The organism is Ruegeria sp. AI3 (assembly GCF_056541245.1).
In genome coordinates this window covers 34,286-46,735 of record NZ_JBQFYA010000003.1, presented here as the reverse complement: position 1 = coordinate 46,735, position 12,450 = coordinate 34,286, and the positions used below count along the sequence as shown (strand labels likewise).

Here is a 12,450-nt window from a genome sequence, read left to right as displayed (position 1 = left end):
CGATGCTGCGTTTCCTGACCGATCTCTTCAAACCCGAGGCGGCGAAACCTGCGCCGTCCACCTCGGAGACATCGATGAATTTCGATCTGGCAGAGGTACCGCCTTTCCTGACAGGCCTCGCCAACAACCCCCGGTTTGGGCTGCCCGACGCACTAGTCGCCCAGATCGCGGACAACTTGTCGGATTTGCCCGTGGACCAAAGCAGCCGCTGGCAGATTGAGGGCAGTTTCGACGGCAAACCAGCGCTGATCGAAATTCAGGCCTTCATGGACGAGGTCGACGCCCCTGACTTGGCGTTCTTTGGCAGCGCCGAGGTGGTGGCCGAGATTGATCGCGAACTCATTGCGTTTGACCAAGCACGAGAGGGCTAGGATGAAACTGCAAGACCTCGATATTATCGTCACAGCCCCGCCAGCCCCAGGATGGGGCGGACGCTATTGGATTTTGGTCAAGCTGACCACGGATACCGGCATCACCGGCTGGGGCGAGTGCTATGCCTCGTCCATCGGACCCGACGCTATGCGCCACGTGATCCGGGATGTGTTCGACCGCCACATGCAGGGCGAGAATCCGGAAAACATCGAGTTGATGTTCCGCCGCGCCTATTCCTCGGGCTTTACACAGCGCCCGGACCTGACCGTGATGGGGGCCTTTTCGGGGCTCGAGATCGCATGCTGGGACATTCTGGGCAAAGACCGCGACCGACCGGTCTATGCGCTGTTGGGCGGCAAGATGAATGACCGTATTCGCGCCTATACCTACCTCTACCCCCTGCCCCAGCACAACCTGACCGACTTCTGGACATCGCCCGAACAGGCAGCTGAGGCCGCGGCGGATGCGGTCCGTCGCGGCTATACCGCCGTCAAGTTCGACCCCGCCGGGCCCTATACGATGCGGGGCGGACACATGCCTGCGATGTCCGATATCTCAATGTCCGTTGCGTTTTGCAAAGCGATCCGCGAGGCGGTGGGCGACAAGGCTGATTTGCTGTTTGGCACCCATGGCCAGTTCAACACCGCAGGCGCTATCCGCTTGGGTCAGGCGCTGGAACCATACTCTCCGCTTTGGTTCGAAGAACCCACTCCGCCCGACAATATCGAGGACATGGCCCGCGTCGCCCGCAACGTCCGCATACCTGTCGCGACCGGAGAACGCATGACCACCAAAGCCGAATTTGGCGCGGTTCTGCGCGCAGGCGCGGCGGAGATTTTGCAACCGGCTTTGGGGCGTGCAGGCGGTATTTGGGAAATGAAGAAAGTCGCTGCGATGGCCGAAGTGTTCAACGCGCAAATGGCCCCGCATCTTTATGCCGGGCCGGTGGAGTGGGCTGCGAATATCCATCTGGCGGCCTCTATCCCGAACCTGTTGCTACTGGAAACCATTGAAACGCCATTCCATGACCAGTTGATCAAGGGCTCAATCCGGGTTGAGGACGGGTTCGTGCCCCCTCCAACCACCGCCGGACTTGGGATTGAAGTGGACGAAAATCTGGCTCGCGCGCATCCCTACAAAGGCGACGGGCTTCACCTTCAGATGCAGGAAGAACCGTGCGACTATGCCAATGGTAACGCCTTTCAGGGTGGGGCTCCCGTATCTGAGGGGTGACATTATAACGTTTCTTAGGGCATAGTGTCAGAAGACTTAGTTGAAGAACGGTTGACCGGTGACACTGAAAGACAGCACCACTCAAGCCCCGGCATCGGACGGATTGGCGGAAATGAAAGACAACGCCGCCCGTGCCGCCGCGTTTCTGAAAACGCTGGCGCATGAGGGCCGCCTGATGATCCTGTGCCACCTCGAAGACGGCGAGAAATCGGTGGGCGAACTGGAGGCGCTTTTGCAAATCCGGCAAGCCGCCGTTAGCCAGATGCTGGCCCGCCTGCGTGAGGACGGTTTGGTCTCAACCCGACGCGCTGGGAAAACGGTGTTTTATTCGCTTGAGGATGGCAACACGAAACAGGTGATCGAGTTGCTCTATCAACTGTTCTGCAAGCCGAAAGACTGACAGAGAAGCGTTCCGGGGTTAACCCGGAACGGCGCTAGTTCGAGACATATCCCGCAACCACCTGCAGCAGCTTGAACGCCGTCGCCGCGTCGTTTTCGACCACGGCCAGGAATTCCTCTTCCCCGATGCGCAAGCAGGACAGGTCGGTTTCGGCCACCATGCTCAACGCGCGGGGCTCTTTGCGGATCAAGCCCAGCTCCCCAACCAATGCCCCGGGGCCGACGCGTAGGATCAGCTCATCCGGCGTGCCTGATTTGGGCAGGTATAGGCCCGCCTCGCCTTCAAGAACAACGTAGGCACCATCCGTCGGTTGGTCATCCTTAAGGAAGATCACCTGCCCGGCAGAGGCATCAAACCACCGCGCACCAAAAGCCAGCAGGCGCAACTGTCGCCGATCAAGGCCGGAAAACAGCGGCGTCTGCTCTAGGGCGCGCAGCTTGCGGGCCAAGTCGGCCGAGGCGGCACTATCCTCTTCCACGTCCCCCGGTCCTTCATCTGTGACAACCCGACCTTGCCGTATCTCGACATACATGTCGAAGACATCGGGGTTTTGGAATTGATCGTTCAGATAGATGACCGTGGTCTCGGGCAACAGCGCGCGCAGGTTTTTGTAGACCGCGACCTGCGTCTGCATGTCATAGCTGGCCAGCGCGTTTTCCAAAATCAGAATGTCCGGCTTCTTGATCGTCGCACGGGTGAACGCCAGGGGTTCGGCAAAGACTGCGGGCAGGTTCTGACCGCCCAGCGCGACCGGCACGTCATAGATCAGCTCGACTACCAACGGACGCGCGCCGTGTTCGGCCAGAACATCAACGATCAGCTTGCGCACCTCGTCCGAGCGCGCGCCGCCGATCTCGCTGACCTTGCCGAACAGCGCGTTCTCCATCACGGTCAGGCCGGGCGCGACGGCCTCAGGGTCCAGCGGCACGAAGACGTCCATCAACGGCCGCATCAGCTTTTCCGAGTGGCTGTGGCGCAGCTCCAGAATACGATCCTTTAACTCATCCGAAAAGGCCGGGCCGATCTGTTCAGCCGAGACGACCAGAGGCACCGCCAGCAATGTTGCCAGTTGTTCGTCGTCCAACCCCTCAGCGCCTTCCTTGCGGGTGCGCTCGACCAGTTCGACGGCTGTTTCATAGGTCTGCGCCTCAAGTCCCAACTTGCGAAACAGCGGGTGATCTGTTCCATCCAGGCCAAAGATCTGGCGCAGCATGTCGATCACATCACGGGTCAGCGCGATAAGAGTCTCGTCCAACCCCAGTTCGCGCAACTGACCCAGAAAGACTCTCTGCTGTGCCAACAGCGCTTGCGTGACCGGTACACGGGGCGTGGCAAAAAGAAGGTTCTCGGCCACGGGCAAGGCCGGGTTATAGATGGACTTGTCGAAGATCAGCGCCTGCTGCTCAAGCCCTGCCTTCTTCACCGCCTGCTGCACCAACGGTCGCAGCTTGACCAGTTTCTGCGCCAGTTCCGGATGCAGTGCAGCGTCGAAAACCTGCTCGGCCCCGCGCTGGAACAAGGCCGCGCCTGACCCCATTCCATCAATCAGTTGCAGCCACCAATCTCGCAGGGCATCCGCCGATTCCAGCCCAGCGAGAGACGGGTCCAGCCACTCAGCCCTGAAAGGGTCGGCGCTGTTGCCCGCCCGCAAGGTTTCGGCAAATCCGGGATCGTCGCCCCCCTCCGACAGGGGCTTGTAGCGCATCGGCATCATCACATTATCGCCCAGCGTTCCCTGAAACATCACCGGCCGCGATGACGCATAGCCGATCCGCGCGGCGACGACGCCCTGATGCAGTTCGGCCAGATTCTGCTCGCCAATGCGGACACGCCCAGCGCTCGGCAGGATTTCACGGGTCAGCAGCTCGGCAATGGCGCGGCGGTCTTCTTCGCTAGGCGCGGCGATGCCGATTGTCTTTCCATGCGGGAAGGTCAGGTTAAGATCGTCCAGGATCTGGTTTCCGTCCATGTCGCGCACCGACACCCGATCCAGTGCGATGTCGCCATCAAGATGCGGGCGGGTCTTTGGCTCACCCTCAAACAACGCTTCATCCTGCATTCCGGCCGGCGCGAACCGTTCGATCACCACATCCCAACGCAACGACATGTCCTGCGTCTGGTTGTAGTAGGTCAGCAGTTCCTTCCACGGAGAGCTGAGATCCTTATACGCCGCCAACGCCGCCACCAGCGCGCCCAACGAGACCGAGCCTTGGAGGACCAGCAGACCGCCCACCAGATAAAACATGAACGGCGTCAGCTGTGAAATGAAGTTGTTTATGAACTTCATAAAGAACTTCTTCTGGTAGATCTCGAACCGGATCCCGAAGAGCCGCCCCAATTGATCCGAGATCATGGCCCTGCGATACCGCCAGCCCCCATTTGCGCGCAGGGTCGAGGCCCCAGCCGCGTTCTCGCCAATCTGAGCGGCAAGGATACGCACCTCCTGAATGCGCTTTTTGTTGAGAAGGTTGATCTGGCGCTGCAGCTTGGGAATCAACCAGGCCTGCACAGGGATCAGCGCCACCGCAGCCAGACCGAACCAAACGCTTTGCAGGAACAGAAACGACAAGATGGTGATCATCTGCCCGGCTTGCAGAACCGGCTGGCTGATCGCATCCCCCATCAACCCGCCCATCGGTTCGCTTTCGGCAGTTATCATCGAGACCATCTCACCCTGGCTTACCCGCTCGAAATAGGGCTGAGGAAAGCGAAGGGCGCGGCTGATCAACTGATAGCGAAAGCGGCGCAACATACGCTCGCTCAGGACACCTTTCATTGTGTTGATGCGCATTTTCATCAGGCCGTGGGCCAGCACCGCCGCCAGAAAGGCAAAGCAGAGAATGATCAGGAAATTCGTCTGCTGCAGGCTGTAGCCCCAAACCTGAACCACGCTGCTCGAGGCACCAATCGCGTCATTGATAATGCGCTTGGGCAGCTCAAGCGTGAGATAGAGCAGCGGAAACAACGTCGAGGTCACGGCCAGCAGGATCAACTGGTCGCGCTTGGAGTATTTCCAGATGAAGCGGAAAATCGTGCGTTCTATGGAACCTGTCCCTGCTTTTGATCAATGATCCGGTTTCGAAACGATGCACGGAAAATTAACAGTCTGAATTTACAGTAATCTTGCTTTGCTAGGCAAATAGTTTCCGACAAAGTGCCAATCTTTGCGCATGTGTGAACTAGTTCATTTGCCTACACGCATTTTAGCGCCTAGAGTTCCCTTTAGGACGATATCGGGAGGATACGTTTGCCCGAAAGCTATGGTGCCGTGTTGCTGTTGCTCTGCTTGTTGCAGATCAAACATATGTTCGCGGACTTCTATCTACAGACGCCCAAGATGCTGACCGGGCGTGGCGAGTATTTTCATTTGGGACGCGCGCAACATGCAGGGGTGCATGTTGTGGGCTCGGCCCTTATTTTTTTGCTGTTTGGAGCACCGATCAGCTTTATCCTGATCATCTCGGCCCTAGAATGGATCATCCACTTCAATATTGATTTCGCCAAGGCCAGCTATTCTGACAAGAAAAAGCTACAGCCCAATCAAGCCGCATTCTGGCGGGCAACTGGTCTGGACCAGCTGATGCACAGCCTGACCTATATTGCCATGGTTTGGGCTTGGATCACTTTCGCCGTCTGAGGTCTTAAGCAACGCGGTCCATTTGCGCGATTTGGTAGGCGGATATCCAAAGACGGTCCACTGCATCCAATTCGTCCGGATCGAAATGCTGCTCGGATTCCCAATACCTCCCTGATGGCACATAGTAGCCGAGGCGAACTTCGGCCTCCAATGCGTCATGCGCGCCAACGGTCGACGGCATCGGTGCGTCTTCCATCCGTGACGCGCGAAGCGATGGATAGAGCAGCCTGCTTTCACCCTCGGTCAAGCGCACCATGCGACAGCCCTGCGCGGCGGCAAACACGCCCAATCTGGCCGACTTCGCCTCAAGCGACCGCAACGAGATGTCGGCACGCAGCGGATCAGCGGTTCCGTTGCCATAGAAATGCGTCTTCCCAGATCCGGGGTAAACCATATCGCAACCAAAATAGGCAATCATAGAAGGTTTGAGGGCTGATAGCGCCCAATAGCCCGCGGTAAACGCCATGGTGCCGCCCGCATAGACAAAACCGCCATAAGCGTTTTGCCGAGGCACATAGTCTTCGGCTGTCACGATCCTTTGGTCTTTCGTCAGAGTTCTGGGTCGGTTTTCCGGCGGAAAATCCTCAGGGTGGATCAGGATGTCCCAATCCGGACGAATGCGCCATGCGTTGTTGATGGCCACGATATGCGTGAACGGCGTCCGATCCCAATCCCGGGCAGCCACCGCTGACGGCGCACTGCCAAGGATCAGAACTTTGTTTGGCGTCTGAGGCATCACGTATCCGCTCCTTTTCGCATTTACGTTATGTTAGGGCCAATTGTCGGGCTGACTACCCCAGGACCGAAAAACTGCTTTCTTCGTTGATCGGGCGGTTGCGCGAATAGAATCCCACATCAATCACGCGCTTGATGTAAGGCAGTTCGAACTGCAGCGGTTCAGCATCGTGGTCAGCACCGCCCTCGCAATAGTCGATCAGAGCCGTCATCATCTTGCCCGCAATCGGAGCGTTCTTGTATTGGTTTCCGCTAGTGCCACAGGCCATGTAGAACCCCGGCAGGCTGGATTTATCGTAGATCGGAATCCAGTCGGTCGACGCATCATAAAGGTCAACCACACCCCGCGTTTTGGACGGAATGCCAAGGCTCGGCACCCGTTGTGCGTAGCGCATCGCCTGCATCGTCCACTGGTCTGTAAAATCGCGGTTATATGTCTTGTCATCCTCGCACCATTGATGCGGATCGCATTCGGGGTCCTCGGACCCCACGAGGATGTGGTTGCCGTGCTCGGGGCGGCAGTAGCAGGCGATGTCACTATCCGAGACGATGGTCCCGTTGTTTTCGAAATCGAACCCCTCAGGCGCGGGAACATGGACCACTTCCTGCCGCAGCGGGCGGGTTTCGATGGTCATGTCGTCCAGAACGCCCGCCATGCCGTTGACAATGGCCGATCCCGGCCCGGCCACGTTTACCACGACCTTGGCGCGAATTTCTTCACCCGAGGCCAGTTTGACACCCGCCACGCGCCCATCCTCGATCAGGATTTCAACAACCTCGGCCCCGGTGCGCAGCTCCGCCCCGTTCTGGATTGCCGCATCCATCAGGTTCTGCGCCGAAAGCGCCGGGTCGGTGACATAGCCGGCCTGAGGCCAGAACACGCCGCCCTGCATTTTGCGCCCATTCGATTGTCCGAACTCCGGGTCGTCCATCCGGCGCGCGGGGGCGAAGCTGTCCTGAGAATAAACCGGTAGGCGTTCGGTGACCGTCTCGGGCGACCATTCCTCGAACGGGCAGTCCAGACCCGCGCTGTTTTGCATATGCTTTTCCAGCATCCCGTTGGCATCCGTTTTCATCACCAGACACCCGGTCTCGCGGAACTGCGCCAGATTGGCATCTGCGGGCAGGCCCAGATACGCGGCCCAATCGCGCCAGTAGTGGTAGCCCTCCCACGCGAAAGCCGTGCCATCGAACGTCGAATAGTGCATGCGGATGATCGCGCAGGACCCCGCGGTCGAGCCATGGCCAACCTGCGTATTGCGGTCCAGCGAAAGGGTTTTCCATCCGGACTTGGACATCTCGAACGCGATGGCCGCGCCAATGACGCCTGTCCCGATTATGATTGCATCTGGTTGGCTCATTCTGTCTTTCCTTCCCAATAGCGCTTGGAATAAGCGCGAAATTCTTCAATTTCCTCGGCCCGAGGCTGAACCCCTGTGAAAGCATGCAGGTAGTGAGGCACAAGCGCTAGACGCGTTTCCATTGGCTCATTCAGCTGCGCCAAATCATACCCGATTTGCATGTAGTAAAGGACGCGCGCCCGGGTTTCGGCCTCAATGTCCGAATAGCCAAACCGCGCAAACATCGCGTGCAGTGCTTTGAGGCGTCGTGCATCGGACTGATCCAGCGCATTGCGCACTTTGCCCGATTTGCGGGCCCAGTCCCGGATGGCAAAGTCCAGTGCCGTGTCGAACAAATCCGTGTTCACCACGCATCGCTGCACGTTGCAGACCGCGCTGGTAATTGTATCGGCCGGGGCCTCGGACTGCGCGATCAACGCCGCCGTATTGGTCGCCTGCCACCGCGCCAGCAAAGCATCAAGAAGTTCCTGCCGCGATTTGAAGTACCAATAGAAAGACGAGCGGGACACGGCCATGCGCTCGGCCAGGTTCATGACCTTAATCTGATCCACCCCGTCCGAGATCAGCACGTCCATCGCCACATTCAGCCAGTCATCTCGCGTGACTTTGATGTTGCCGACCAGAGGCTCTGCCTTGGGGTCATCGCGGTGCAGGATCGGTTTGGTGCTCATTCAACTCTCCGGCGGCGCGCCGCCTTCGGCAGTTCGCTTCGCGATGAAATCGTGCAAGGCCCCGAGCCGATCGCTATCGCCTGCGGGCGGTTTGAAATCATTCAGGATGCCTTTCCAGACACCCGTTGCACGCTGATTGGCATCGACAGATCCACGCTCGGTCCAGGTGCCGAAATTGGCGTAGTCGTGAACATGAGGCTGGTAGAATTCGGTATTGTAGCGATCCATCGTCTGGGACGAGGCAAAGAAATGCCCGCTGGGGTCAACCTCACTCAGCGCGGTGTCAAAGCCGATCTCGGCCTGTCCGGCCTGCGCGCCAGCACAGAGCTCAGCCACCATGTTCAGCACTTCGGCATCACAGATCATCTTCTCAAACGACACGGACAGCCCGCCTTCGAGCCAGCCTGCCGAGTGGATGATCACCGTCGCCCCGGCCATCAAACAGCCCCAGAGGCCAAATTGGTTTTCATTCGCGGCCTGTACATCGTTGATGTTCGAGGCCGACCCGGCCGCCGACCGCCAGGGCAGGCCTAGGAACCGTGCCAGTTGGCCTGCCGCCAAAGACGCCTGAAAATGCGATGGCGTCCCAAAGGCCGGAGCGCCGGATTTCATGTCGACGTTGCTGGTGAAGGTTCCATAGCAGACCGGCGCGCCCGGGTTGGTCAATTGCGTCAGTGTCACGGCCGCCAGAGCCTCGGCATGGGAAAGCGTGATGGCCCCCGCGACCGTGATCGGGGCCATCGCCCCCATCAGGGTGAACGGCGTGACGATCGACATCTGACCATGTCGCGCAAAATCGATCAGCCCTTGCGCCATCGGGATATCCAGCGTGCGCGGGCTGTTGGTGTTGATGATCGTATAGCAATGCGCGTTGCCCCGGAATTCATCATCCGAAAGCCCTCGCGCGATAGACAGCATCTCAAAACTGTCCAACACCTGTGGGGTGCCGCGCGAGAAGAAGAAGGGGAACTTATCCGTCAACTCCATCTGCGCCTGCGTTGTGAAATAGTGGCGAAGATGGGTCGGCACATCCTGCGGCTCGACCTGAGGCGAAATCATCTGGAAGACGTCGAAGTGATGCGTCAGCTTCAGGAATTCAATGTAATCCTGACCCGACGCCGGTCGCCTGCCCCGTTCCAGATCGGTTGCGTTCGGGGCACCTGCACCCGGTTGAAACACTAGCGAACCCAGTTCGAGGGTAAAATCGCGGTCCCGCGCCCCGGCGCGACACACGATGGATTTGGGGGCCGAGGCCACGGCGGCCTCAACCAGATCGCGCCCGATAAAGACCATCTGAGTGTCTTCGTCCACACGCGCACCAGCCTTGGCAAAGATGCGGCGGGCTTCAGGCAGCAGAACTCTCACCCCAAGTTCCTGCAACACACGCAGCGCCGTTTCGTGCATGTCCGCGATCTGATCTTCGGGGAACACCTCCATTTGCGGGAAAGGGTTGCGCAGCTGGCGGTAGTTTACATCGCGCGAGGGCGGTGGGGCAGCGTCTGCACCCCGCCCGCGCCGTCGCCGACCACGCTCGGATGTCTGCGAGATCACCATCAGCCCCTCATCGCCTTGCCCTGCGGATCGTAAGGAGATGGCGCAACCACGCGCGCAGGCCGTTCCACACCAACCACATGCACGGTCAACTCCGTCCCGGGTTCGGCCTTGTCGCGATTGATCAATGCCATCGCCAGGGACTTGCCCGTGTAGTGGCCGTAGCCGCCCGAGGTGACAAAACCCACGCGCTCGCCATTGGACCAGATCGGCTCATACCCGCTGGCGTCGGCATCCACGGCATCGACCTCAAGCGTCACCTGAATCTGAGCCGGGCCATTGCCGTCACGTTCGGCCAAGGCGGCCTGTTTACCGACGAAATCCTTTTCCCAGTCGATCCAGCGATCCATTCCGGTCATGCCCGGCGTGTAGGCTTGGGTAAACTCGGCGGACCAGATGCCGAAACTCTTCTCCAACCGGGTTGAGAGCATGGCATTGAACCCGCATTCGCGGATGCCTTCGTCAGCACCTGCCTCCAACAGCATCCGGCGCAGCTTGATGTGATCGCCATAGCGACAGTTGATCTCATAGCCCTTTTCGCCGGTTACAGACATGCGGGCGACGCGGGCGCGGACCAGACCGATATCGAAATCCCCGCAGCCCATGAATTTCAGGCCCGAGATATCCTGTTCCGCCAGCTTCTCAATCACGGCTTGCGATTTCGGGCCGACCACAGCACAGCCGCAATATTCCTCGCCCAGATCACGGACAGTCACACCCTCCATCATGTGTTCGTTGAACCAGCGCAAATGCCACGCGCGTAGATAGTAACTGCCCATGATCCACCATGTTCCGTCACCCCAGTTCAACACAGTCAGGTCGCCTTTGAGCCGCCCGGTCTCACCCAGCATCGGCGCCAGCTTGGCGCGCCCCGGCCCCGGCAGTTTCGAGGCCATGACTTTGTCCAGCCAGGCCTGCGCATTCGGGCCCGTCACCTTGAACCGCGAGAAGCCCGAGATATCCAGCAGGCCCGCACCTTCGCGGATCGCCTTGCATTCCTCTGCCACGATGTCATGGGCGTTCGACCGCTTGAGTGTCGGCGTTTCCTCGAACCCTTTGGGCGCGAAATAGAGCGGCACCTCCAGATCCCAGCTGACGCCCCACTTGCACCCGGCCTCTGTCATCGCATCATGGGCCGGGGCCATTTTCAGCGGACGGCCTGCCGGCAGTTGCTCATTCGGGTAGGTCATCACGAAACGGCGCGAGTAGAACTGACCGGTCGTTTCGCGGATGTAGCGTTTGTTCTGCGCGAAATCGCCATAGCGGGCGACGTCCATTGGCCACGCGTCGGCCTCTGGCTCGCCGTGGATCATCCACTCGGCCAGAGTTTTGCCAACGCCGCCGCCCTGCAGGAACCCGGCCATCACGGCGCAGGCCGACCAGTAGCCACGCTTGCCCGGAACCGGGCCGACCAGAGGATTCCCGTCGGGCGAGAAGGTAAACGCGCCATTGACCCATGTCTTGATGCCGACATTCTGGATCGAGGGATAGCGCTCAAAGCCCAGCGTCAGCTCGTTCTCGATGCGGTCGAGCTGTTCCTGAAACAGTTCCTCACCATAGTTCCAAGGCGCACCGTCCATGGCCCAGTGTTCATGGTCGACCTCATAGATGCCAACCAGAACGCCCTTCTGGTCCTGCCGCATATAGGTGAAGCCTTCGAGGTCGACAGTCATCGGCATCTCGAACTCGGCTTCGGCAACCTCGGGGACCGTGTCGGTGATCAGGTAATGGTGTTTAAGCGGAGAGACCGGCAGCTCCACTCCGGCCATCCGGCCCACCTGCTTGGCCCAAAGGCCCGCTGCGTTCACCACATGCTCGCAGGTGATCGTGCCCTTGTCGGTCACGACCTGCCAGCCATCGGCGGTCTGCGTCAGGCTTTCGACCTTGGTTTCCTCATAGTACTCCGCACCACGCTTTTTTGCAGCCGTCGCGTAGGCCTGCACCGTGCCGGTCGTGTCAATATAACCCTCGCGATCCGCCCACATCGCGCCCAACACACCATCGGTGGACATAATCGGACAGCGTTTCTGTGCCTCGTCCGGGGTCAGAAGCTCGCAATCATCGATTCCGATGGATTGGAAGATGCGGTAGTTTGCCTGCAGCCATTCCCAGCGTTCCGGGGTGCCAGCCAGCGTCAAACCGCCAGTCATGTGCAGGCCGATATTTTGCCCGGATTCCTTTTCGATCTCACTGAGCAGGTCAATGGTATAGGCCTGCAAGGACGCCATATTCGGATCCGCGTTTAAGGCGTGAATACCGCCCGCCGCGTGCCAGGATGACCCAGAGGCCAGCCTACGCCGCTCCAACATGACGACGTCCGACCAGCCGAACTTGGCCAGATGATACAGGACCGAGGCCCCAACGACCCCGCCCCCGATGACCACAACGCGATACTGAGATTTCATCCTGCCCTCCGCTGCACGACTCGGGTGAAACGCTAGAGGCACTGTTCACTTCTGTCTAGACATTTCTGTACAGTGTCGAGCGCAA

The 12,450-nt window shown here is 59.3% G+C and carries 10 protein-coding genes; 4 read left to right on the top strand and 6 right to left on the bottom strand.

Annotated elements, in window-relative coordinates; genetic code table 11:
• Positions 1-2: 2 nt before the first annotated feature.
• The 3 genes from ACRZ95_RS06210 to ACRZ95_RS06200 all read left to right on the top strand — a co-directional run bounded on the left by ACRZ95_RS06210 (position 3) and on the right by ACRZ95_RS06200 (position 2,005).
• Positions 3-371: a hypothetical protein gene (locus ACRZ95_RS06210; protein ID WP_170676801.1), complete on the top strand. Its 369-nt coding sequence runs from the start codon at positions 3-5 to the stop codon at positions 369-371.
• Position 372: 1 nt separating this feature from the next.
• A complete protein-coding gene (locus ACRZ95_RS06205) occupies positions 373-1,605 on the top strand; it encodes a mandelate racemase/muconate lactonizing enzyme family protein (protein ID WP_170676799.1) in 1,233 nt (410 codons plus the stop codon).
• 112 nt (positions 1,606-1,717) lie between these two features.
• On the top strand, positions 1,718-2,005 hold the full coding sequence (locus ACRZ95_RS06200) for a metalloregulator ArsR/SmtB family transcription factor (RefSeq protein WP_170677277.1): 288 nt from the start codon (positions 1,718-1,720) through the stop codon (positions 2,003-2,005).
• Positions 2,006-2,039: 34 nt separating this feature from the next.
• Here ACRZ95_RS06200 and ACRZ95_RS06195 read toward each other — a convergent pair whose 3' ends face one another.
• On the bottom strand, positions 2,040-5,036 hold the full coding sequence (locus ACRZ95_RS06195) for an ABC transporter transmembrane domain-containing protein (protein WP_480554771.1): 2,997 nt from the start codon (positions 5,034-5,036) through the stop codon (positions 2,040-2,042).
• A gap of 216 nt (positions 5,037-5,252) precedes the next feature.
• Here ACRZ95_RS06195 and ACRZ95_RS06190 point away from each other — a divergent pair, with 216 nt between their 5' ends.
• Positions 5,253-5,642, top strand: a complete 390-nt coding sequence (locus ACRZ95_RS06190; protein WP_170472196.1) for a DUF3307 domain-containing protein — start codon at positions 5,253-5,255, stop codon at positions 5,640-5,642.
• A gap of 4 nt (positions 5,643-5,646) precedes the next feature.
• On the opposite strand, the gene ACRZ95_RS06185 is transcribed toward ACRZ95_RS06190, so the two are convergent.
• Genes ACRZ95_RS06185 through ACRZ95_RS06165 form a run of 5 tightly spaced genes read right to left on the bottom strand, consistent with a single transcriptional unit; the run spans position 5,647 to position 12,365 of the window.
• A complete protein-coding gene (locus tag ACRZ95_RS06185) occupies positions 5,647-6,378 on the bottom strand; it encodes a hypothetical protein (RefSeq protein WP_170676795.1) in 732 nt (243 codons plus the stop codon).
• A gap of 55 nt (positions 6,379-6,433) precedes the next feature.
• Positions 6,434-7,738 carry an FAD-dependent oxidoreductase gene (locus ACRZ95_RS06180; protein WP_170676793.1) on the bottom strand — a complete coding sequence of 435 codons (1,305 nt, stop codon included), beginning with the start codon at positions 7,736-7,738 and terminating at the stop codon, positions 6,434-6,436.
• The gene (locus ACRZ95_RS06175; RefSeq protein WP_170676791.1) at positions 7,735-8,409 is read right to left on the bottom strand and encodes a TetR/AcrR family transcriptional regulator; all 675 of its coding nucleotides are present in this window, start codon (positions 8,407-8,409) and stop codon (positions 7,735-7,737) included. Before ACRZ95_RS06175 ends, ACRZ95_RS06180 begins: the two co-directional genes overlap by 4 nt.
• A complete protein-coding gene (locus tag ACRZ95_RS06170; RefSeq protein WP_170676789.1) occupies positions 8,410-9,963 on the bottom strand; it encodes a trimethylamine methyltransferase family protein in 1,554 nt (517 codons plus the stop codon).
• Positions 9,963-12,365: a GcvT family protein gene (locus tag ACRZ95_RS06165; protein ID WP_170676787.1), complete on the bottom strand. Its 2,403-nt coding sequence runs from the start codon at positions 12,363-12,365 to the stop codon at positions 9,963-9,965. Before ACRZ95_RS06165 ends, ACRZ95_RS06170 begins: the two co-directional genes overlap by 1 nt.
• Positions 12,366-12,450 lie beyond the last annotated feature (85 nt).

Bases quoted from the DNA above. Each gene is read 5' to 3' on its own strand.
- ACRZ95_RS06165 (WP_170676787.1), bottom strand. From the start codon at position 12,365: ATGAAATCTCAGTATCGCGTTGTGGTCATCGGGGGCGGGGTCGTTGGG.
- ACRZ95_RS06185 (WP_170676795.1), bottom strand. From the start codon at position 6,378: ATGCCTCAGACGCCAAACAAAGTTCTGATCCTTGGCAGTGCGCCGTCA.
- ACRZ95_RS06180 (WP_170676793.1), bottom strand. From the start codon at position 7,738: ATGAGCCAACCAGATGCAATCATAATCGGGACAGGCGTCATTGGCGCG.
- ACRZ95_RS06175 (WP_170676791.1), bottom strand. From the start codon at position 8,409: ATGAGCACCAAACCGATCCTGCACCGCGATGACCCCAAGGCAGAGCCT.
- ACRZ95_RS06210 (WP_170676801.1), top strand. From the start codon at position 3: ATGCTGCGTTTCCTGACCGATCTCTTCAAACCCGAGGCGGCGAAACCT.
- ACRZ95_RS06170 (WP_170676789.1), bottom strand. From the start codon at position 9,963: ATGGTGATCTCGCAGACATCCGAGCGTGGTCGGCGACGGCGCGGGCGG.
- ACRZ95_RS06205 (WP_170676799.1), top strand. From the start codon at position 373: ATGAAACTGCAAGACCTCGATATTATCGTCACAGCCCCGCCAGCCCCA.
- ACRZ95_RS06200 (WP_170677277.1), top strand. From the start codon at position 1,718: ATGAAAGACAACGCCGCCCGTGCCGCCGCGTTTCTGAAAACGCTGGCG.